The sequence below is a fragment of the Sphingomonas horti genome (assembly GCF_009753715.1).
Lineage (GTDB): Bacteria > Pseudomonadota > Alphaproteobacteria > Sphingomonadales > Sphingomonadaceae > Sphingomonas_B > Sphingomonas_B horti.
On sequence record NZ_WQMS01000001.1, the window covers coordinates 100729 to 122192 of the forward strand.

General features: G+C 68.2%; 16 protein-coding genes. 9 read left to right on the plus strand and 7 right to left on the minus strand.

Annotated elements, in window-relative coordinates; genetic code table 11:
* Positions 1-26: 26 nt before the first annotated feature.
* The 8 genes from GON01_RS00510 (at position 27) to GON01_RS00545 (ending at position 11109) form a co-directional block, all read left to right on the plus strand.
* Positions 27-1085 (plus strand): dipeptidase, encoded by a 1059-nt coding sequence (locus GON01_RS00510; protein WP_232328567.1) that lies wholly within the window; start codon positions 27-29, stop codon positions 1083-1085.
* 88 nt (positions 1086-1173) lie between these two features.
* A complete protein-coding gene (locus GON01_RS00515; protein ID WP_157025018.1) occupies positions 1174-2445 on the plus strand; it encodes a dipeptidase in 1272 nt (423 codons plus the stop codon).
* A gap of 9 nt (positions 2446-2454) precedes the next feature.
* Positions 2455-3732 carry a cysteine desulfurase-like protein gene (locus GON01_RS00520; RefSeq protein WP_157025019.1) on the plus strand — a complete coding sequence of 426 codons (1278 nt, stop codon included), beginning with the start codon at positions 2455-2457 and terminating at the stop codon, positions 3730-3732.
* An 84-nt stretch (positions 3733-3816) separates the two neighbouring features.
* The gene (locus GON01_RS00525) at positions 3817-4884 is read left to right on the plus strand and encodes a DUF1611 domain-containing protein (RefSeq protein ID WP_157025020.1); all 1068 of its coding nucleotides are present in this window, start codon (positions 3817-3819) and stop codon (positions 4882-4884) included.
* A gap of 4 nt (positions 4885-4888) precedes the next feature.
* Positions 4889-6034, plus strand: a complete 1146-nt coding sequence (locus GON01_RS00530; RefSeq protein WP_157025021.1) for a YkvI family membrane protein — start codon at positions 4889-4891, stop codon at positions 6032-6034.
* Between the two features lies 1 nt (position 6035).
* Entirely contained in the window at positions 6036-7619 is a 1584-nt protein-coding gene (locus GON01_RS00535; RefSeq protein WP_232328568.1) for a serine hydrolase, read from the plus strand.
* A 133-nt stretch (positions 7620-7752) separates the two neighbouring features.
* A complete protein-coding gene (locus tag GON01_RS00540; protein ID WP_157025022.1) occupies positions 7753-9999 on the plus strand; it encodes a TonB-dependent receptor in 2247 nt (748 codons plus the stop codon).
* A 105-nt stretch (positions 10000-10104) separates the two neighbouring features.
* Positions 10105-11109, plus strand: a complete 1005-nt coding sequence (locus tag GON01_RS00545; protein ID WP_157025023.1) for a histone deacetylase family protein — start codon at positions 10105-10107, stop codon at positions 11107-11109.
* Here the strand turns inward: GON01_RS00545 and GON01_RS00550 are convergent.
* Genes GON01_RS00550 through GON01_RS00560 form a run of 3 tightly spaced genes read right to left on the minus strand, consistent with a single transcriptional unit; the run spans position 11106 to position 15630 of the window.
* Positions 11106-12323 (minus strand): dihydrolipoamide acetyltransferase family protein, encoded by a 1218-nt coding sequence (locus GON01_RS00550; RefSeq protein ID WP_157025024.1) that lies wholly within the window; start codon positions 12321-12323, stop codon positions 11106-11108. The two genes, GON01_RS00545 and GON01_RS00550, sit on opposite strands and share 4 nt — an antisense overlap.
* Positions 12323-14407, minus strand: a complete 2085-nt coding sequence (locus tag GON01_RS00555; protein WP_157025025.1) for an alpha-ketoacid dehydrogenase subunit alpha/beta — start codon at positions 14405-14407, stop codon at positions 12323-12325. Before GON01_RS00555 ends, GON01_RS00550 begins: the two co-directional genes overlap by 1 nt.
* On the minus strand, positions 14407-15630 hold the full coding sequence (locus tag GON01_RS00560) for an amino acid aminotransferase (protein WP_157025026.1): 1224 nt from the start codon (positions 15628-15630) through the stop codon (positions 14407-14409). Before GON01_RS00560 ends, GON01_RS00555 begins: the two co-directional genes overlap by 1 nt.
* A 95-nt stretch (positions 15631-15725) precedes the next feature.
* Here GON01_RS00560 and GON01_RS00565 point away from each other — a divergent pair, with 95 nt between their 5' ends.
* On the plus strand, positions 15726-16217 hold the full coding sequence (locus GON01_RS00565) for an Lrp/AsnC family transcriptional regulator (RefSeq protein WP_157025027.1): 492 nt from the start codon (positions 15726-15728) through the stop codon (positions 16215-16217).
* Here the strand turns inward: GON01_RS00565 and paaK are convergent.
* The 4 genes from paaK to paaZ are packed head-to-tail and all read right to left on the minus strand — an operon-like array spanning position 16214 to position 21457.
* Positions 16214-17488, minus strand: a complete 1275-nt coding sequence (gene paaK, locus GON01_RS00570; RefSeq protein ID WP_181600147.1) for a phenylacetate--CoA ligase PaaK — start codon at positions 17486-17488, stop codon at positions 16214-16216. The genes GON01_RS00565 and paaK overlap by 4 nt on opposite strands.
* Complete coding sequence (locus GON01_RS17280) at positions 17485-18681, minus strand: cytochrome P450 (RefSeq protein WP_198159745.1); 1197 nt, start codon at positions 18679-18681, stop codon at positions 17485-17487. The genes paaK and GON01_RS17280 overlap by 4 nt, the downstream gene beginning before the upstream one ends.
* On the minus strand, positions 18678-19430 hold the full coding sequence (locus tag GON01_RS00580; protein WP_157025028.1) for an alpha/beta fold hydrolase: 753 nt from the start codon (positions 19428-19430) through the stop codon (positions 18678-18680). The genes GON01_RS17280 and GON01_RS00580 overlap by 4 nt, the downstream gene beginning before the upstream one ends.
* Positions 19430-21457: a phenylacetic acid degradation bifunctional protein PaaZ gene (gene paaZ, locus GON01_RS00585; RefSeq protein ID WP_198159746.1), complete on the minus strand. Its 2028-nt coding sequence runs from the start codon at positions 21455-21457 to the stop codon at positions 19430-19432. Before paaZ ends, GON01_RS00580 begins: the two co-directional genes overlap by 1 nt.
* Positions 21458-21464 lie beyond the last annotated feature (7 nt).

Sequence of the window (21464 nt, forward strand, 5' to 3'; positions counted from 1 at the left end):
GGCCCGCACTCGCAACCTCGCGCGCCATGGCGAAACCGGCCGCCGCGGACCCGCGCGCCCGCTATTCGCCGCGCGCCCGGCGCATCGTCGAGCAGGCCTTGGTGATCGACATGCTGGCCCCGCCGCGGCTCGACCTGTCGGAGACCGGCTGGACGCGGCCTTTGAGCGACAAGGAGCGGGCCGACTTCCGCACCTCCGGCATCACCGGCATGCACAATGCGATCGGCATCGGCGGCCCGGATGCGCGAGTCGACGCGCTGACCTTCCTTGCCGCACAGCAGGGGTTCGCCGGGCGCAATGCCGACGTGTTTTCGCTGGTCGGATCGGTCGCGGACCTCGACCGGGCCAAGGCGGAGCGCAAGATCGGCATGATCATGGGCCTGCAGAACGCCGAGCAGTTCGAGACCACGAAGGACGTGCCGCTATTCTACGGCCTCGGGCTTCGCTGCGCGCAGCTGACCTACAATTCGCAGAACCGCATCGGCTCCGGCTGCACCGACCGGGTCGATGGCGGCGTCAGCGATTATGGCGCGGAGATCGTGGCCGAGATGAACAAGGCCGGGATGCTGGTCGACGTGTCGCATTCGGGGGACAGGACGACGCTCGACGCGATCGCGCTGTCGCAGGGTCCGATCGCGATCACCCATGCCAATTGCCGTGCCCTTTCCCATCACCCGCGCGGCAAGACCGATGAGGCGATCGTCGCCTTGGCCAGGAAGGGCGGCGTGATCGGCATCAGCGGCGTGCGCCAGTTCGTCAAGGATCGCGATCCGACGACGGTCGCCGACGTCGCCGACCATATCGAGCATGTCGTGAAGCTGACCGCCGTCGAGCATGTCGGCATCGGGTCCGACGCCGACCTGAACGGCTATGACGACATGGCGCCCGATCAGTACAAGGCGCTGAAGGCGGCGTACAAGTCGAGCTACGCCTTTCGCGACCGGATCGATATCGAGGGGTTCGACCATCCGCGCAAGATGTACGACCTGACCGAGGAGCTGATCCGGCGCGGCTGGAGCGATGCCAACATCGCGCTGGTGCTGGGCGGCAATTTCCGGCGGCTGCTGGCGGCGACATGGCAGTGATTTCCATTTGAGGCGCGGCGCTGCCCGACCTATCCAGGGTGCGGAAGCCGCGGCCTCCCCGAAAACCAGAGAGGATGAATCGCCAGTCATGAGAAGTTTCGCGTCGCTCGCCTGCCTGACAGCATTGCTCGCCCTTTCGTCGCCGGCTGCGGCGCAGGACTATTCGGCGCGGGTCGCGCGCATCCTGAAGACCACGCCGCTGATCGACGGGCATAACGACTGGCCCGAGGTGCTGCGCGAGCGCGAGGGAGACGCGCGATGGACGATGGACCTGACCCACGGCCTGGACAAGCGGCCGGAGCCCTACAACACCGACATCGAGCGGCTGCGGCGCGGCATGGTCGGCGGCCAATTCTGGTCCGTCTATGTCTCGGCCGACCTGCCGGGGCTGGAGCAGGTCAAGCAGACGCTGGAGCAGATCGACCTCGTCCACAACATCGTCGCCCGCCACCCGAACGATTTCGCGCTCGCCCGCACCGCCGACGACGTGCGGCGCATCCACCGCGCCGGCAAGATCGCGTCGATGATCGGCGTGGAGGGCGGCGGCCAGATCGACAACAGCCTGTCGGTGCTTCGTGCCTATCATGCGCTCGGCGCGGGCTATCTGACCCTCACCCATTCGCGCACGATCGAATGGGCGGATTCGGCGACCGACGAGCCGAAGCATGACGGCCTCACCCCGTTCGGGGAGGAAGTGGTGCACGAGCTGAACCGGCTCGGCATGCTGGTCGACCTGAGCCATGTCAGCGAGGCGACGATGCGCGACGCGCTGCGCGTGTCGAAAGCGCCGGTGATCTTCTCCCACTCCAGCGCGCGGGCGCTGGATGACCACCCGCGCGACGTTTCCGACGACGTGCTGAAGCTGCTCGCGCAGAATGGCGGCGTGGTGATGGTTAACTACGCTCTGCCCTATGTCTCCGACGCTTATCGGCGTTGGTCGGCCGATCGCGCGGCCGAAAAGACGCGGCTGAACGCGCCGCCGTTCGGCGGGCTCTACATCGGCCAGCCCGAAAAGGCCGCCGCGGCGCTCGCGGAATGGGACAAGGCACACCCGGCGCCGCCGGTCACCCTGTCGGACGTCGCCGATCATATCGTGCATGTCGCCAAGGTGGCGGGCGTCGACCATGTCGGCATCGGCTCCGATTTCGATGGCGTCGGCAATTCGCTGCCCAAGGGACTGGAGGACGTCAGCACCTACCCCGCCCTGCTCGCCGAGCTGATGCGGCGCGGCTGGAGCGACGCGGATATCCGCAAGGTCGCGGGCGAGAATGTGCTGCGCGTGATGGCGCAGGCCGAGAAGGTCGCGGCTAGCATGGCGAACGAGCTGCCGGCGACCAAGCCCATCTCGGCGGCGCCGTAAGGAACGATGATGCTGTCCGATACTCTCCATGCGTCCGCCGCGGCGGCTGAGGCCTTCCCGATCGGCCAGGTCCGCGCGCAATTCCCGGCGCTCGGGGTCGGAGATCGCATCTATCTCGACGGGCCCGGCGGCACGCAGATGTGCGCGCCGGCGATGACGGCGATGCTCCGGCATCTGGAGACGGGCACCGCCAACCTGGGCGGCGCCTTCTCCACCTCGGTCGAGACCGGCGCGCTCAGCGACGCGGCGCATGCGGCGATCGCCGATCTGCTCGGCGCCGCGCCGGAGGACATCGCGTTCGGCCCCAACATGACGACGCTCACCCTGTCCGTCTCGCGCGCGCTGGCCCGCGAATGGCGCGAGGGAGACGAGATCGTAGTCACGCGGCTTGACCATGACGCGAACGTCGCGCCCTGGCTGCTGGCGGCGGAGGATCGCGGCGCGACGGTGCGCTGGCTCGATTTCGACCCCGATAGCGGCGTGCTGCGGCTCGACACGCTGCCGGCGCTCCTCGGGCCGCGCACGCGCCTCGTCGCGGTCGGCGGCGCCAGCAACGCGATCGGCACGCTGAACGACGTGGCGATGATCGCGGAACTGGTGAAGGCGCATTCCGACGCGATCCTGTTCGTCGACGCGGTGCAGTCGGTGCCGCATGTCGCGACGGACGTGGCCGCGCTCGGCTGCGACCTGCTGGTCTGCTCGCCCTACAAATTCTTCGGGCCGCACCAGGGCGTGCTGTGGGGCCGGGCCGAGCTGCTCGAAAAGATTCGCGCCTACAAGGTGCGCCCCGCCGCGGATCGTCCGCCGGCGCGCGCGTTCGAGACCGGCACGCCGTCATTCGAGGCGCAGGCGGCGGTGATCGGCACGATCGATTATTTCGACCGGCTTGGCGCCCATTTCGCGCCCGGCGCCGGAACCCGCGTCGAACGGTTGCGCAGCGCCTTCCAGGCCTTCCAAGCCTATGAGGTTCTGTTGAGCAAGCGCCTGCTCGATGGCCTGCATGCGATCCCGTCGGTCAAGCTCTGGGGGCCGCCAACCACGAGCGGGCGCGTGCCGACCTTTGGCCTGACCCTCGCCAATTGCCGCCCGGATCGCGCGGCGGAAGCGCTGGCGCGCCGCGACATCTTCGCCTGGTCCGGCCATTTCTATGCGGTTGAGGTCGTCGCCCGGCTGGGGCTTTCGGAGAGCGGCGGGCTGTTGCGACTGGGGCTCTGCCACTACAACACGGCCGGGGAAGTCGACCGCACGCTGAATGCGCTCGAAGATATCGCGGCCCACGCGCTCTGAACAATTGTCCGCCGGGCCGCAAGCAAGCCTGTTCAAGCAATAATTCTCTAGACGGAAACTATGGGCGGCTGTTAGGCTGGAGGCATGACAGTCTTTCAGCCCGTCCAGCAGAGCCGTGGCGATCATGATTCCAGCGGCACGGCGCTGGAGCTGCCCACGCCCTATCTGCTCTTCGTCGGCGATGTGCGCGAGCGTGGCTATGCCAAGACCGCATTCGGCCTGAAGGACTGGGCGCCGGATAAATGCATCGGCGAATGCGCGTCTGACCCGCAGGCGGTCACCACCGGCCTTCCCCGTATGACGCCCGCCGAGGCGGCGAGCCGCGGCACCCGCTCCCTGGTCGTCGCGGTCGCGAATAGCGGCGGCTATATCCCGCCCGCATGGCAGCCGATGCTGGTCGAGGCGCTGGAGGCAGGGCTGGACATCATCAGCGGCATGCATGTGCGGCTGGCCGACCTGCCAGGCCTTGCCGAAGCGGCGTGGCGGAATGGGCGGCGGCTGATCGACGTGCGCACGCCGCCGGCGAACATCCCGGTCGCGACCGGCCGCAAGCGCAGCGGCAGGCGCCTTTTGACCGTCGGCACCGATTGCGCGCTGGGCAAGAAATACACGGCGCTCGCCATCGCCGCGGCCTTCGCCCGGCGCGGCATCGATGCGGACTTCCGCGCCACCGGGCAGACCGGGATCATGATCGCCGGCGGCGGCATCCCGATGGACGCGGTGGTCGCCGACTTCGAAGCGGGCGCCGCCGAATTGCTGTCGCCGGACGCGGCCGCCGGTCACTGGGACGTGATCGAGGGGCAGGGCTCACTGCTCCACCCGGCCTATGCCGGCGTATCGCTCGGCCTGCTCCACGGCAGCCAGCCGGACGTCTTTGTCGTCTGCCACGAGCCCGGCCGCCGCGTGCTGCTGGGCGAGGAGGAATTCGCGGTGCCGCGGGTCGAAGAGATCGTCGAGCTGACGATCGCGCTCGGCCGCCGCACCAATCCGGCGATCCGCTGCGGCGGCGTCTCGTTCAACACGTCGGATCTGGACGAGACCGAAGCGTCCCGCCTGATGGCGGAGGAGGAAGCACGGCTCGGCCTGCCCGTCGCCGACCCGATCCGCGGCGGCCCGGCATTCGATCGCCTGATCGATCGCTGCCTCGGCTGACGCGATGACGGCGGGGGCAGACGGCACGCGATCGAGCTGGTTCCAGCGCTTCCTGCTGCCGGGCTTCGCGTTCAAGGCGGTGGTGATCGGCGGCGGCTATGCGACCGGACGCGAGCTCGCCGAATTCTTCCTGCCGAGCGGCCCCTGGGGCGGCCTTGCCGGCATGCTGCTCGCGATGCTGGCCTGGAGCCTGATCTGCGCCCTCACCTTCGCGTTCGCGCACGCCGCTCGCGCCTATGACTACCGGACCTTTTTCGAGCGGCTGCTCGGCCCCGCCTGGGTGGTGTTCGAGATCGCCTATGTGCTGTTCGTGATCCTGATCCTGTCGGTGTTCGGCGCAGCGGCGGGCGCGATCGGCACGGCGACTTTGGGCCTCCCCACGCTTGCCGGAACGCTCGCGCTGGCGGCCGCGATCGCGCTGTTCGTGACGTTCGGTAATGCCTCGGTCGAGCGGCTATTCAAATACGTCTCGTTCCTGCTCTACGGCGTCTACGTGCTGTTCGTGCTGCTGTCGCTCGGCAGCTTCGGCGACCGGATCGGCGAACGCTTCGCGGCCGGCGGCCCGAGCCACGGCTGGGCGCTCGGCGGCCTCACCTATGCCAGCTACAATGTCGTCGGCGCGGTCGTAATCCTGCCGGTGATGCGCCACATGACGGGGCGCCGCGACGCGGTGATAGCTGGGCTGGTCGCAGGGCCGCTCGCGATGCTCCCCGCCCTGCTGTTCTTCACCTGCATGATCGCCTTCTACCCCGGCATCGCGCGCGAGACCCTGCCGTCGGACTTCATCCTGCAGCAACTCCACATCCCTGCGTTCCACCTGCTGTTCCAGGCGATGATCTTCGCGGCGCTGCTGGAAAGCGGATCCGGCGCCGTGCACGCGATCAACGAGCGGATCGCGGCCGTCTGGCGCAGGCGGCGCGGCGTCGAGCTACCCTACCGCGCCCGCGCAGCATTCGCGGCGGCGCTGCTGATCGGCTGCATCTTCGTCGCCGACCGGTTCGGCCTCGTGGCGCTGATCGGCAGCGGCTACCGGCTGCTCGCCTACACGATTCTCGCCGTCTACGTGGTGCCGCTGCTGACGATCGGCGCGGCGAAGCTGCTGAACCCGACGGCCTTCATCCATCGACCGGCAACACCCGGAGGAGCCTGACATGCCTTCGATCATGCGCACCGCCCTTGCCACCGCCCTGCTCGCCTCGTCTTCGCTGACGCTGGCGGCGCCGCCGGCCAATTTCGACCGACGCGTCGAGGCGCTGCGCAAGGAGATCGGCGTGCCCGGCATGGCGATCGCGATCGTCGAGGACGGCAAGGTCACGCTCGCCAGGGGCTATGGCTTGAAGAAGCTCGGCGCGGCCGACCCTGTCGACGCCGACACCATCTTCCCGAACGGATCGACGGGCAAGGCCTTCACCGTCGCCGCGCTCGGCATCCTGGTCGACCAGGGCAGGATCGGCTGGGACGACAAGGTGATCGAGCACATGCCCTGGTTCGCGATGTACGATCCCTGGGTCACGCGCGAGATGACGATCCGCGACCTGCTCGTCCACCGCAGCGGCCTCGGGCTGGGCCAGGGCGATCTGCTGATGGTCCCGCGCACCAACCTGACGCGCAAGGAAAGCGTCCGCCGGCTGCGCTACCTGAAGCCGGCGACCAGCTTCCGCAGCGCCTATGCCTATGACAATGTCCTGTACATGGCCGCGGGCCAGCTGATCGAGGAAGTCAGCGGCCAGAGCTGGGAAGTGTTCGTCCGCGATCACGTCCTGCGCGCGGCCGGCATGGCGCATTCGACCAGCGACAGCGAATCCCGGTTCGCGAGCGCCGACCGCGCCTTCCCGCACGCGCGGCTGAACGGCCCATTCCGCGGCCTTGGCGACCAGGTGACGCTGAACGAGCGCGACGAGCTCGGCCGCAATGCCGCGCCGGCCGGCGGGCTCGCGGTAAGCGCCGACGACATGGCGCGATGGATGGAGATTCAGCTGGCACACGGCAAGCTGCCCGAAGGCGGGCGGCTGTTCAGCGATGCCGTCTCCGCCGAGATGTGGAAGCCGGTGGTGCTGATGCCCAATCCGACGCTGCCGCCCCCGCTCACGCCTGCGACGCCCATGTTCAACACCTATGCGCTCGGCTGGGACGTACAGGATTACAAGGGCGCGAAGATCGTGTCGCACACCGGGGCGGTGTTCGGCTTCCAGTCGGCCGTGGTGCTGATCCCGGAACGAAATGTCGGCTTCACGATCCTGATCAACTCCGAAGACGGCGAGATCATCCGGGGTCTGATGAACGAGCTGCTCGACCATTATCTGGAGCGGCCGACCCAGGATTGGCCCGCCGCCTGGCGCGCGTTCAAGAAGGACCGGCAGGCGCAGGCGGTCGCCGCGCTGAAGGCGACAACGGCCGCGCCCGCCAGGGTTGGCCCGTCGCTGCCGATCGCGCGCTACGCCGGCGACTATGTCGATCCCTGGTACGGCCCGATCTCGATCCGCAACGATGGCGGCAAGCTCAGGATCGATTTCAAGCAGACGCCGCGGATGACCGGCACGCTCGAACATTGGCAATATGACAGCTTCCGCACCGTGTGGGACGACAAGGCGATCGAGCCCGCCTACGTGACCTTCAGCCTTGATGCCGACGGCAAGATCGAGCGGATCACGATGAAGGCGGTGTCGCCGCTGGTCGACTTCAGCTGGGACTATCAAGACCTGCTGTTCATACCGGCCACAGCGCGCACGAACTGACAGACTTGTCCTGAACGGGATTGCATTTTTCCGTATAGCATGTTTCTATTCAGAAAATGACTGTCGCGCTCGCGCCGGGATCGGCGCGACGAGCATGCGCAGACGGCACTCAGGGGTACGGAGGGGAGATTCGATGAACATGGTTCGCATCCTTTGCAGCGGCACCGCGATGGCGGCGGCGCTGATGGCGGCGCCCGCAACCGCCCAGACCGCGGCTTCGGCCGGCGCGCAGTCCGCCGCGGCGGCCAATTCGGAAGACATTATCGTCACTGCCCAGAAGCGCGAGCAGCTGCTGATCGACGTGCCGCAATCGATCTCCGTGGTCAGCGGGGCGGCGCTGGAGCAGCAGCACGCCAACAATTTCAGCGACTATCTGAAGCTCGTGCCCGGGCTCCAGCTCAGCCAAGCCACGCCGGGCCAGGGCCGGCTGCTGCTGCGCGGCATCAACACCGGCGGCGTCGCCTCGACCGTCTCCGTCTATGTCGACGAAACGCCGTTCGGGTCGAGCAGCGGTCTCGTCAACGGCGCCATCCTGGCGGGCGACTTCGACACGTTCGACGTCGCCCGAGTCGAGGTTCTGCGCGGTCCGCAGGGCACGCTGTACGGCGCGAGCTCGCTGGGCGGCGTGCTCAAATTCGTGACCAACGCGCCGCAGATGGACAGGCTGGAGGTGCGTGGTCGCGCAACCGTGGAAGCGGTGGACGGCGGCGACACGTCCTATGCCGGCAACGCCGTGGTCAACATCCCGCTGGGCAGCACGCTCGCCTTTCGCGCATCGGGCACGTACCGCAAGGATGGAGGGTTCATCGATTCCATCGGCACCGCCGGCTCCGATGTCGAGAAAAACATCAACGATTCGCGCGTCTATGGCGGGCGTGCATCGCTGTTGTTCGCGCCGAGCGATGCGCTGTCCGTCCGGCTGACGGCGATCTTGCAGAATATCGAAGCCGACGCGCCGAGCACGGTCGAGGCCGACGCGTTTTCGCTGAAACCCCTTTACGGGCGCCTGTCGCAGTCGCAGTTCGTCCCGCAATTCACCGATATCCGCTACCGAATCTACAACGGCACCGCGGAAATAGACCTCGGCTTCGCGAGCCTGACCTCGTCGACCAGCTATTCGACGCAGGACGAAACTCTCCGCTCGGACGTCACGACCAATCTGAGCGGCCTGGTCGCGGCGGTCTTCGGGACGCCGAACGAGCTTTTCCTCGCGCAGCAGACCAATGACGAGAAGTTCACGCAGGAACTCCGGCTCTCGAACCAGTCGCCATTGTTCGACTGGCTGGTCGGCGGCTACTACACCCATGAAAAGGGTGAGATCGTGCAGGAATATGTCCCGGTTGTGCCGGGCAGCTTCACCCGGATCACCACCCTGCCGCTGCTGGCGCAGGTCAGCCTGCATTCAAAGTATGAGGAGATCGCCGGCTTCGCGAACGCCACCCTTCACCTGGGCGAGCGGTTCGATATCGATTTCGGCGGCCGCTACAGCCACAACCGCCAGCACGCCAACCAGGTCGGCGACGGCGCGCTGGCCGGCGGCCCGACCAACAATGTCGCTTCGTCCTCCGAGAACGTCTTCACCTACTCGGTCGCGCCGAAGGTGAAGTTCGACGACAATGTCTCTGTCTATGTGCGCGTCGCCAAGGGATTCCGTCCCGGCGGTCCCAACGTGCTGCCGCCGAACGCGCCTGCCGGTACCCCTGCGACGTACGACTCCGATTCGGTGCTCAGCTACGAAGCCGGGGTGAAAGCGCAGACGCCGGACAATGCGTTCAGCATCGACTTCGCGCTCTATCACATCGACTGGAAGCACATTCAGCTGTTCGCGGTCGTCAACGATTTCGGCGTGAACACGAACGGCGGCAGCGCGAAGAGCGACGGCGCCGAGTTCACGGTGACGGTACGGCCCACGGCGGGCCTCAACCTCGCGATCAACGGCGCCTTCACCAATGCGCGGCTGACTGCCGACAGCAGTCCGCTGGTCGGCGGCCTGAAGGGAGACCGGCTGCCGTTCACGCCGAAATTCAGCGGCGCCGTCAATGGCGACTATCGCTGGTCGCTCGGCGGCAGCACCGACGCCTTTGTCGGCGGGTCGGTTCGACTGGTCGGCGACCAGCCCGGCGCGTTCGACGCGACCTTCCGCGCCGCGAACGGCCGTCAGCGGGAAGTTCCCTCCTACAGCGTCGTCGACCTGCGGGCCGGCGTCGACTTCGGCCGTTTCGCGCTGGAGGCCTATGTGAAGAACCTGGGCAACAGCCACGGCATAACCTCCACGTCGGCGGTCAAGGCGAACGGCTTCGACATCTATCCGAACGGCGCGATCGGCACCGGCATTATCCGCCCGCGCACCATCGGCCTGTCCTTCACGGCCCAATATTGACCCGGCGGCGAAGGAGAGGCGGCTTCGTGTGCGCCTCTCCTGCCGGATTGCTTCGCCGCCGCCTCCGCGCAATGACGGCGCCATAGCAATGCCGCGGAGTTCCGGATGCGTGCCTTTTTCGATCCCCGGCAGCTGCTGCACGGCCCGACCGCCGAGCTGCACAATGGCGGCTTCGCGCCGTATCAGGAGACGCCGGACCGCGCCGAGTCCATCCTCCACGCGATCGGGCCGACGGAGATGCCGGCGGACCAGGGCGAAGCGCCGATCCTTGCCGTGCACAGCAGCGAATATGTCGAATTCCTGAAGTCTGCCCATAGGCTGTGGCGCGCGGCCGGGCGCGAAGGCGATCCGATCCCCTACGCCTGGCCGGTGGTGGGACGCCGACCGCTCCGGCTGGCGCGGATCGACGCGCTGCTCGGCCGCTTCAGCTTCGATGCGACCACGCCGATCGCCGAAGGCACATGGGACGCGGTCTATTGGAACGCGCAAACCGCGATCGCCGCGGCGGACGCGGTGCTGGGCGGCGAGCGGGCCGCGTTCGCGCTCTGCCGGCCACCGGGGCACCATGCGGGGGCCGATTATCTCGGCGGCTATTGCCACCTGAACGTCGCCGCGATCGCCGCGCAACGAGCGCGCGATGCTGGCGTCGAGCGCGTCGCGATCCTCGACATCGACTATCACCACGGCAACGGCACCCAGGACATTTTCTGGGAGCGCGGCGACGTGTTCTACACCTCCGTTCATGCCGACCCGGCGACCGACTATCCTTTCTTTTGGGGCCATGCCGACGAGACCGGCGGCGGGCCGGGCGAAGGCGCGACGCTGAACCTGCCTCTGCCCCAGGGCACTGGCCTGTCCGACTTCCGCGCGGCGCAGATGCAGGCGATCGAGGCGATCCGCTCCTTCAATCCCGGGCTGCTGGTCGTCAGCTTCGGCGCGGACACGTTCGAGGGAGACCCGATCTCCCACTTCAAGCTCAGCACCGGCGACTATCGAATGCTCGCCGGCGACATCGCGGACGCAGGCCTGCCCACCGTCATCGTCCAGGAAGGCGGCTACGCCACCGCCGCGCTCGGCACCAACGTGCGCAGTTTCCTGAGCGGCTTTTAGCCCCCGAAACTCTCGATCGCCTGCACGAAGGCGGTCAGCCAGGCATTGGTCTGGTGGCCGTCGACGACGCGGTGGTCGATGGTCAGCGACACGAAGGCCATCGGCCGGATCTGGATGGTATCGACGCCGTCGACCTCGCGCACGACCACCCGCTTTTCCAGCTTGCCGACGCCCAGAATCGCGGATTGCGGCTGCTGGATGATGATCGGCGTCGCGACCAGCGACCCGGACACGCCGTGGTTCGATATGGTGAAGCTGCCGTCCTTCATGTCGGCGGCCTTGAGCTGACCCGACCGGGCGCGCGCGGTCAGGTCGTGCAGCCGCGCGGCGATGCCTTGGAGAGACAGCTGCTGCGCGCGATGGACGACGGGAACCACCAGCCCCTTGTCGCCCAGCGCCGTGCCGATGCCGATATTCGCGTCCTCGAAAATTTCGAGGTGATCGGCGTGCCATCGGCTGTTGATCACCGGCACCGCCCGCATCGCCGCCACGCAAGCCGCGACGATGTAGGCGGTGTAGGTCAGCGAGATGCCGTCGCGCTCATAGGCGGCCTTGTGCCTGGCTCGGTGCGCGATGATTGCGCTGAAATCCGCCTCAAACACGGCGGTGACGTGCGGCGCGGTGGTCACGCTCGCCAGCATGTTGTCCGCGATCAGCCGCCGCATCCGGTCGTGCGGCACGATGCGGCTGCCGGACGACGGCGCGGCGGTGCGGGCGGCGACATGCGCGTCCACATCGGCACGGGTGATGCGGCCGTTTCGGCCGGTGCCGCGGATTGCGGCGGGATCGAGGCTATGCTGGCAGATCGCGCGGCGCACGGCCGGGGACAGCCGATGCTCGCGAATCTGCTCCGTGCTGATCCCCCGCTCCGTTGGAGCTGAGCTTGTCGAAGCCCCCCCTTGTTCTTGCGATGCCGAAGAATGAGAAGGGAGGGCTTCGGCAGGCTCAGCCCGGCCGGTTTGACGTGTCTCGGCCGAATGACCTAATCGCCCGAGCAGCGCGCCCGGCTCGGCTTCGGCGTCGCTTCCAAGCAGGATTTCGAGCAACACGCCGTCGGCGGGCGAGGGCACTTCGGTGGTGACCTTGTCGGTCTCCAGCTCGACCAAAGGCTCGTCGCGGCGCACCGTGTCTCCCACCGCCTTCAGCCAGCTGCGCACCACCGCCTTGGTGCCCTCCAGCTCGGCGGGCATGGTGATGTCGATCTTGCCGCCCATCAGAATGCCACCAGCTCGTCGATCTTCGCTCGGATGCGCTCGACGGAAGGCACGGCCCAGTCGAGCAGCACCGGGTTATGGGGGCTCGGAATGTCGGGCATCGTCAGGCGCGCGACCGGCGCGTCCAGGTCCAGGAACGCCTCGTCCGCCACCACCGCCGCGATCTCCGCGCCGAAGCCGGCAGTCTGGATATCCTCGTGCACTATCAGGCAGCGCCGCGTTCGCCTGACCGACTCCAGCACCATCTCGCGATCCCAGGGCATCAGCGTGCGCAGGTCGATCACGTCGGCCGAGACATGGGCGGCCGCCGCCTCGCAGCGGGGCGTCATCGCGCCCCAGGTGACGATGGTGATCCGGTCCCCCTCGGCTACTTTCTTCGCGCGCCCGAACGGCAGCACGAACGCGTCGCCCGGCCAGGGTCGCCGCGCCCAGCTTTCGTCCAGCATCGCGCGGTGCTCGAAGAAAATCACGGGATCATTGCCGCGCAGCGCCGCGCGGAGGAGCCCGACCGCATCCTCCGCGTTCGACGGCACCGCGACTTTCCAGCCCGGCTGGTGGACGAAGGCGACCTCGTTGGTCTGGCTGTGCCAGGGATCGCCGCACTTGAAGAAGCCGCCCGGCACGCGCAGCACCATCGGCGCCGCGAACCGGTTGGCGGTGCGCCAGCGCATCGTGCCGCAATCGTTGATCTGTTCGGTCGCGGGCTCCGCATATTTGCGGAACTGGATTTCCGGCACCGGCATCAGCCCGGCCAGCGCCATGCCGACCGCGCGCCCGACAATTCCTTCCTCCGACAGGCTGGTATCGAACACGCGCGCGGTCCCGAATCTCTCCTGCAGCCCGAGCGTGACCGCATGGACCCCGCCCTTGGGGCCCACGTCCTCGCCGAACACCAGCACGCGCGGGTTGGCCTCCAGCTCCTGCTCCAGCGTCCGCCGGATCGCCGCGCCCATGTTGATGCGCTGCCCGTCGGGCGCTGGCGTTTCGGTAGCAGACGGCGGGGCATAGCCGTGCGTCCACTGCCCGCCTTCCGCCTGCATCTCGCCTTCGAAAAAGACGTTCCGCGTCACTTGCTCCGGGTCGGACACCGGCCGCGCCTCGGCGAGAACCCGCGCTGCTTCCGCCGCTTCCACGGCTTCGCGCTCGATCGCGTCCCACTCCGCTTCGCTCATCAGCGAGCCGACCAGGAAGGACTTGAGCTTCGGCAGCGGATCGCGCGCCCATTCGGCTTTGACGACGGCTTCGCCCTTGTAGGTCTGCGTGTCCTGGAAGCTGTGCCCTTGCAGCCGCGGCACGGTCAGGCGCAGCAGCACCGGTGCGCGCCGTTCGCGCACATGCGTCATCGCGCGGTCGATCAGTCGGGCCGCCTCAGCCGGCTCGGTGCCGTCGCCGCTCAGCACTTCGAGCCCGGAGAAGCTGGCAAGGTTGGCGGCGATGTCCCCGCCCGGCGTCTGGAACGAGGACGGCACCGAAATGCCATAGCCATTATCCTCGATGAAGAAGATCATCGGCAGCTGCTGCGTCGTCGCGATCGTCAGCGCGGCCCAGAAGCCGTTGGTCGCGCAGCTCGCCTCGCCACCGAGCACCACCGCGATCGCCTTGTCGTAGCGCGGGTCCTTCAGCTCGGTGCGGTAATATTCGATCGCCTGCGCCCAGCCCGCCGTCGGCGTATATTGCGCGCCGACGCCGCCGCACATCGGCAGCGCCGAGGCGCCGTGCGGGTTCGGATAGTTGAAGACGACGCCGATATCGCGCCCGTCCGAATAGCCGCCCGCGCGCCCCATCGCGGAGCCCAGCGCATCCTCGACCGGCACGCCCAGCGACAACAGCATCGGCCGCGACCGGTAATAGCCGCACGCCGCATCGACCGGGTCGGTCAGCCGCAGCCCGAGCAGCACCTGCGCCATGTCGTGCCCGCGCGCGGAGAATTGGTAGAGCACCTTCTTCTCCGGCACGAGCCTTGTCTCTTCCATCCTGTCGAGCGCGCGAGAGAGCTGGACCAGATAGGTGACCCGCCGCCAGTCCCAGGCCGGATGCGGCGCGTTGCCGCGATGCGCGTCGATCGCCGGCGCCTGCGCCGCCATCACATCACGCTCTTCACGGCGCGCACGAACGGCTCGACATTGGCGCGGGTCAGGCCGGCGACGTTGATGCGGCCCGAGTTCGGCATGTAGACCGCGAATTCCTCGCGCAGCCGCAGCACCTGCTCCGGCGACAGGGGCAGCGTCGAGAACATGCCGTGCTGGCGCGTCAGCGGGGCGAACGCGGGGTCGATGGTTCCGAGCAGCTCGCGCATCGACACGATCCGGTCGCGCATGCTCGCCAGCTCCGCGCGCCAATCGGCGGCCAGCGCCGGGTCCTCGAGAATGACCCGCGCAGCGGCAGCGCCGTGATCCGGCGGCATCGACCAGGCGGCGCGGGCGATGGCGAGCACATTGGAATGGGCCACGCGCGCCCCTTCCCCGTTCGCCGCGACGCCGAACAGCGCGCCAGTCCGCTCGCGATACAGGCCGAAATTCTTGTCGCACGAATAGGCGATCAGCGCCGCGGGCACCTGCTCCAGCACGATCCGCACGCCGGCGGCGTCCGCATCCAGCCCTTCGCCCAGACCCTGGTAGGCGAGGTCGAGCAACGGCAGTACGCCGCGCCGGCCGAGAATGCGGGCAATCTCCTTCCATTGATCGCGCGCAAAATCGGCGCCGGTCGGATTGTGGCAGCAGACCTGCAGCAGCGCGACGTCGCCGGCGCCGGCCGTTTCCAGCGCCGCCAAGACCTCGTCGAAACACACCGCCTGCGTCTCGGGATCGAAATGCCGGTATGAGACCTGCTCCAGCCCCGTCTTCTTCAGGATCGGCGGGTGGTTCGGCCAGGTCGGCGTGCCGACGAACACGCGCGCGCCCGGGCGCGCCAGCGCGACCAGCTCGGCGGCCAGCCTCAGCGCGCCTGTGCCGCCGGGCGTCTGCAGCCCGAACACACGCTCGCGCGGATCGGCCGCGCCGAACAGCACCGGCCGCAGCGCCTCGAAGAAGCCAATGTCTCCCTCCGGCCCAAGATACGCCTTGGTCGCCTGCGTCTCGAGGAGCCGCCGCTCGGCCGCCTTCATCGCGCGGAACACCGGGGTGTCCCCGGACTCGGTGCGGAACACGCCGACGCCAAGGTCGATCTTCTCCGGCCGCGGGTCCGATCGGAACGCTCCGATCACCGACAGCAGCGGATCGGCGGGCTGTTGGGCAAGCGCGTCGAAAATGCCGGGCGCGGACGAGGGCGCGCTCTCAGCGGGCGCGGCGGAATCGAGAAGAGTAGCCATGCGAAAGGCATAGAGCATCGCCTGCGCAAAATCATTTCTAATTTCGCCGAACACCGCTAGCTCGTGAACAGAACCAGCCGCAGAGGCGCCGCAATATGGAACAAATCTCTCACCTCTCTCGTGACGCAGCCGAACTGGACGCGCTCGACCGGCGCATTCTGCGCGTGCTGCAGCGCGACGGCGCGATCAGCCATGCCGAGCTGGCGCAGGAAGTCGCCGCCTCGCCGGCCTCCTGCTGGCGCCGGATCAAGGCACTGGAGGCGGCGGGCGTGCTGGGGCCGGCGGTGCGGCTGGTCGATCCGGTCAAGGTCGGCCGCGGGCTCGACGCGATCTGCCAGGTGCGGATGAAGACGCACACGGCGGAGGTGCGATCAAGCTTCGAAGCCTTCGTGCAGGAGCATCCCGAAGTGATGGACTGCTATTCGATGTCCGGCGAATGGGATTATCTGCTGCGCATCGCCGTCGCCGATGTGCGAGACTACGAACGGTTCCTGATGCACACGCTGCTGAACCACCCGGCTGTGGCCAGCTCCTCGTCGCACTTCGCGCTGAACCGCGTGAAGTACACGACCGCAATGCCGGTTTAGCCGCGCGCCCGCAGATCCCTGACCCGCGCCGCCTTGCCGGCCGAGCGCGGCAGCGATCCCGGCGCGTTCACCTCCACCTCGGCGCTGATCCCGATCGCGCTCTTGATGCAATGAGCAAGCTGGCGGGCGTGCGGGGCAATGTCCCCGACGGGCTCGCGCGTTTCCACCCGGACCCGCACCTGGTCGAGCCGGCCGGGCCGGCTGACCTCGATCAGGAAATGCGGCGCGAGGCCGGGGCATTTCAGCACCTGCTCCTCGATCTGGGTCGGGAACAGGTTGACGCCGCGCACGATCAGCATGTCGTCGCATCGCCCGGTGATCTTCGCCATCCGCCGCATCGGTGAGGCGATGCCCGGCAGCAGCCGCGTCAGGTCGCGCGTGCGGTAGCGGACGATCGGCAGCGCGTGCTTGGAGAGCGAGGTCAGGACAAGCTCGCCTTCCTCCCCGTCCGGCAGCACCGCACCGGTCTCGGGATGGACGATCTCGGGATAGAAATGGTCTTCCCAGATCGTCGGCCCGGGCGCGCCGCCGACGAATTCCTGCGCGACGCCCGGGCCCATGACTTCGGAAAGGCCGTAGATGTCGGTCGCCTGCAAGCCGAACGCACCCTCGATCTCCCGCCGCATCGCCTCGGTCCAGGGCTCCGCGCCGAAGATGCCGTAGCGGAGCGACGAAGCCGCCGGGTCGATCCCCTGGCGGCGGAATTCGTCGAGGATCGCGAGCATGTAGCTCGGCGTGACCATGATGATCTCGGGCGCGAAGTCGCGGATCAGCTGGACCTGTTTTTCGGTCTGCCCTCCCGACATCGGGATCACGGTGCAGCCGAGCGCCTCGGCGCCGTAATGCGCGCCGAGCCCGCCGGTGAACAGGCCATAGCCATAGGCGACATGGACCTTCATCCCCGCCCGCCCGCCCGCGGCGTGGATCGAGCGCGCGACCAGCCCCGCCCAGATGCGGATGTCCTCGGCCGTGTAGCCGACCACTGTTGGCTTGCCAGTCGTGCCTGACGAGGCATGGATGCGCGCGACCTGTCCCATCGGCACCGCGAACATGCCGAATGGATAGTGGGCGCGCAGATCGTCCTTGGTCGTGAACGGGAAGCGGGCGAGATCGTCCAACGATCGCAGGTCGGCGGGATCGACGCCCGCTTCCGCGAAGGCGCGCCGGTAATGCGGCGAGTTCGCGCCGGCGTGGGCAAGCGTCGCTTTCAGCCGGTCGAGCTGGAGCGCGCGCAGTTCGTCGGCGGAGGCAGGGCCATAGTCGACGCTCACAGCGCGACCTCGAGCGCGGTCAGGCCCCGAAAACGCACGCGCCGCTGCCAGGCGGGCCGCTTTGCCAAAGCGAACGCCGGAAAGCGACGCAGCCAGGCGCCGATCGCGATCCGCGCCTCGATCCGCGCGAGGCTGAGGCCGGCGCATTGATGGGCCCGGGCGCCGAAAGCGAGATGGCGATTGGGCGAGCGGCGGAAGTCGAACGCCTCCGGCTCGGCGAAGGCGGCCGGGTCGCGGTTCGCGGCGCCGATCACCAGCGTGATCTGTGTGCCTGCCGCGACGGCGACGCCGGCGACCTGCGTGTCACGCACGGCGCGGCGGTTGCCGAGCTGGTTCGGGCTTTCGAAGCGCAGCACTTCCTCCACGAAACTGGGTATCGCCTCCGGGCCCGCGATCAACGCGCGGCGAACGCCGGGCATCGTCGCCAGAATGTACAGCGCGCTGCCGATCAGGTTGCTGGTCGTCTCGTGCCCCGCATTGAGAAGGAAGATGGCATTGTGGATCAGCTCGGCCGGGGTCAGCTCCTCCGCGCCTTCGCCGGCGATCAGACGCGTCAGCAAGTCGCGTTCCGGGTCGCCGGGCGAGCGGCGGCGCGCCTCGATCAGATCGGACAGATAGGTGGAAAACTCCGACACAGCGGCGTCGCCCGCCGCGAGCCGCGCCGGGCCGGGCTGAGGCTCCAGCGCGCCCAGGATCGCGAGCGACCAGCCACGCAAGGGCCCGCGGTCGCTTTCGGGCACGCCCAGCATGTCGCCGATCACGCGGACCGGCACCGCCGTCGCATAGCCCTCGACCGCATCGCCGCCGCCCCGATCGGCGAGACGGTCGAGCAGCGCTTCGCAGTAAGGCCCGACCGCCTCGGCCAGCGCCGCCACCGCGCGCGGCGTCAGTACGCCGACCAGCCGCCTGCGCACGCGGCCGTGATAAGGATCGTCGTTGAAGACCAGGCTGGTCGTGTGGTGCCGATAGAGCGGCCCGTCGCCATATTTGGGCGCGAACTCGACCCTTTTGTCGGAGCTGAACGACACCGCGTCGCGATAGACGGCGGACAGGTCGGCGTGGCGCGACAGAAGCACCGAACCGTCCGGTGTCTGCGCGATCGGCGCTTTCTCGCGAAGCTGGCAGTAGAAGGGAAACGGATCGTCGAAGAATCCGTCCGGCGGCTTGCTCAGCGACCAGGGCGCCGGCGTCACGGCGTCGCCTGCAGCCAATTCCAGACCGCGCCGGGCGCATCGACCATGGCGTTGTGACCGGCGCCCCCGATCGCGAACGCTTCGGGGTCGAAATCCCGCAGCCGCTCGGCCGAGATCATCGCGTCCCCTTCCCCGCAAGCCAACCGCACCGGACAGCGCGCCGCCGCGACCCGTTCGGCCATGCGTGGCCGCTCCACGGCGAATGCGGCCATGTCCATCGCCGCGCGCCACTGTCCGTCCTGCATCGCCACGCCGCGGGCAAGCAGCGGCGAGTCCGGCGCCACCTCGCCCAGCCCGCAGAGACGGCGATGCTGCGCGAGAGCTTCGGTCTCGCTGTCGAACAGCTTGGGCGGCCGGGCGGCGAGCCCGGCAAAGCGCTGCAGTTCCTCGTCGCTCCAGTCGACCTTGATCCCGAGGCCATGGGCGGCGCGCACCGGCAGCGCGGTGCCCGCCAGCGCGATTGCGACCAGCCCGCCGAGCGAATGGCCAAGGATTATGACCTCCTCGCCGTCCCGCTCCGCTTCGATCAGGTCTCCAATCGCCGCCGCAATCGCGCCGACCGAATAGTCGCCGCCATGATCTGACCGACCATGCCCCGGCAGGTCCGGCGCGATCCACCGCCCCTGCCAGCACGGCTCGGCCAGCATCGCGGACCAGACGCCGGCGGTCGCGCCAAGGCCGTGGATCAGCACCAGCAACGGCCCGCCGTTGCCGCCGCGCTCGAACGCCAGTCCCCCGCGGCGCAGCATCAGACGGCGTTCATCGTCAGCAGGTCGTAGGTCGCGACCAATTCGTCATCCTGGTTGGTGACACGGACGTTCCACCGCACCTCGCCCATCTCCGGCGTCTTCAGCGTCTTCGACTTGGCGGTGAGCACGGCCTTCATGCTCTCGCCGGGTTTCAATGGCTTCACGAAGCGCAGACCTTCGAGGCCGTAGTTGGCCAGCACCGGCCCCGGGGCGGGATCGACGAACAGGCCGGCGGCGAACGACAGGATCAGATAGCCGTGCGCGACACGCCCGCCGAAGATCGGACTCGCCTTCGCCGCTTCCTCGTCCATGTGCGCGTAGAAGGTATCGCCGGTGAAATCCGCGAAGTGCTCGATATCCTCGAGCGTCACCGTCCGCGCCTTGGTACTGACGCTGTAGCCGGGTTCCAGCTCGCCGAACCGCAGGCGGAACGGGTGCCGGTCGCCTTCGACAATCGGCGCGCCGGCGAGTTGCTGTCCAACCACCTTGCTCAGCATCGCCGGGCTGCCCTGGAGCGCGGTGCGCTGCATGAAATGCTTGACCGCGCGGATGCCGCCGAGCTCCTCGCCGCCGCCGGCGCGGCCGGGGCCGCCGTGCGTCAGCACCGGAAGCGGGGAGCCGTGGCCGGTCGACTCGGCCGCGCAGTCGCGGTCTATAAAAGCCATGCGGCCGTGGAACGAGGCGGAGCCCAGCACAAACTCCCGCGCCACGTCCGGATCGTGGGTGAAGGCGGAGACGACGAGCGAACCCTTGCCGCGATTGGCGAGAGCGACCGCGTCGTCCAGATCGCGATACGGCATCAGCGTCGAAACCGGGCCGAATGCCTCGACCTCGTGGATCGCGTCCGTCGCCCAAGGATCGTCGGCGCGCATCAGGATCGGCGAGATGAACGCGCCCTTCTCCAGCCCCTCGCCGACCAGCTCGACATGCTCGGGATCGCCGAACACGATCGGCGCCTGTCGCGCGAGTTCGGCGACTTTCACGCGCACATCGTCCAGCTGCGCGCGCCCGACCAGCGCACCCATCCGTACGCCTTCCACGCGCGGATCGCCGATCACGGTCTTGGCCAGGCGCGCCGATAGTGCCTGCTGCGCCGCGTCGATCAGCGGCGCGGGCACCAGCGCGCGGCGGATGGCGGTGCATTTCTGCCCCGCCTTGACGGTCATTTCCTTCGCCACTTCCTTGACGAACAGCGCGAACTCCGGGCTGTCCGGCGTCGCGTCAGGGCCAAGGATCGAGGCGTTCAGCGAATCCCGCTCGGCGGTGAAGCGCACGGCCTCGCGCGCGACGACCGGGTGACGCTGCAGCAGCTCGGCGGTGCGCGCGGAGCCGGTGAAGGCGATCACGTCCTGGCCCGTCAGGTGATCGAGCAGGTCGCCCGCCTTGCCCGAAACCAGCTGGATCGCGCCTTCGGGCAACAGCCCGGTTTCCACCATGATCCGCACACAGGCTTCCGCGACATAAGCGGTCTGCTGCGCCGGCTTCACGATCGCCGGCATGCCGGCGAGCCAGGTCGGCGCCAGCTTCTCCAGCATGCCCCAGACGGGGAAGTTGAATGCGTTGATATGAACCGCCACGCCTTGCAGCGGCGTGTAGACGTGCTGGCCGACAAAGCTGCCGGTCTTCCCCAGAATCTCGGTGTCGCCGTCGATCAGGATTTGACTGTTCGGCAGCTCGCGCCGGCCCTTGGACGAAAAGGAGAACAAAGTTCCCGCCCCGCCCTCGATATCGATCCAATTGTCGGCCCGCGTCGCGCCGGTCGCCCAGGCGAGCTCGTACAGCTCCTCCTTGCGCGCCATCACCGCCTGGCCGAGCGCCTTCAGCATCAAGGCGCGCTCGTGGAACGTCATGCGCCTGAGATTCGGCCCGCCGATGCGCCGCGCGTGATCGGCCATCGCGCCGAAATCGAGACCCTCGCTGCCCATTTCGGCGACGACCTCGCCGGTCAGCGCCGAACGGACCGGTTCGGTCGCTCCCCTGGGGGAAACCCAATGACCTTCGGCAAAGCTTTGGACGACGCCCATCATCACACTC

Excerpts from the sequence above, each read along its gene's own strand:
- GON01_RS00510 (WP_232328567.1), top strand. The coding sequence starts at position 27 with ATGGCGAAACCGGCCGCCGCGGACCCGCGCGCCCGCTATTCGCCGCGC.
- GON01_RS00515 (WP_157025018.1), top strand. The coding sequence starts at position 1,174 with ATGAGAAGTTTCGCGTCGCTCGCCTGCCTGACAGCATTGCTCGCCCTT.
- GON01_RS00520 (WP_157025019.1), top strand. The coding sequence starts at position 2,455 with ATGCTGTCCGATACTCTCCATGCGTCCGCCGCGGCGGCTGAGGCCTTC.
- GON01_RS00525 (WP_157025020.1), top strand. The coding sequence starts at position 3,817 with ATGACAGTCTTTCAGCCCGTCCAGCAGAGCCGTGGCGATCATGATTCC.
- GON01_RS00530 (WP_157025021.1), top strand. The coding sequence starts at position 4,889 with ATGACGGCGGGGGCAGACGGCACGCGATCGAGCTGGTTCCAGCGCTTC.
- GON01_RS00535 (WP_232328568.1), top strand. The coding sequence starts at position 6,036 with ATGCCTTCGATCATGCGCACCGCCCTTGCCACCGCCCTGCTCGCCTCG.
- GON01_RS00540 (WP_157025022.1), top strand. The coding sequence starts at position 7,753 with ATGAACATGGTTCGCATCCTTTGCAGCGGCACCGCGATGGCGGCGGCG.
- GON01_RS00545 (WP_157025023.1), top strand. The coding sequence starts at position 10,105 with ATGCGTGCCTTTTTCGATCCCCGGCAGCTGCTGCACGGCCCGACCGCC.
- GON01_RS00550 (WP_157025024.1), bottom strand. The coding sequence starts at position 12,323 with ATGGGCGGCAAGATCGACATCACCATGCCCGCCGAGCTGGAGGGCACC.
- GON01_RS00555 (WP_157025025.1), bottom strand. The coding sequence starts at position 14,407 with ATGGCGGCGCAGGCGCCGGCGATCGACGCGCATCGCGGCAACGCGCCG.
- GON01_RS00560 (WP_157025026.1), bottom strand. The coding sequence starts at position 15,630 with ATGGCTACTCTTCTCGATTCCGCCGCGCCCGCTGAGAGCGCGCCCTCG.
- GON01_RS00565 (WP_157025027.1), top strand. The coding sequence starts at position 15,726 with ATGGAACAAATCTCTCACCTCTCTCGTGACGCAGCCGAACTGGACGCG.
- GON01_RS00580 (WP_157025028.1), bottom strand. The coding sequence starts at position 19,430 with ATGCTGCGCCGCGGGGGACTGGCGTTCGAGCGCGGCGGCAACGGCGGG.
- paaZ (WP_198159746.1), bottom strand. The coding sequence starts at position 21,457 with ATGATGGGCGTCGTCCAAAGCTTTGCCGAAGGTCATTGGGTTTCCCCC.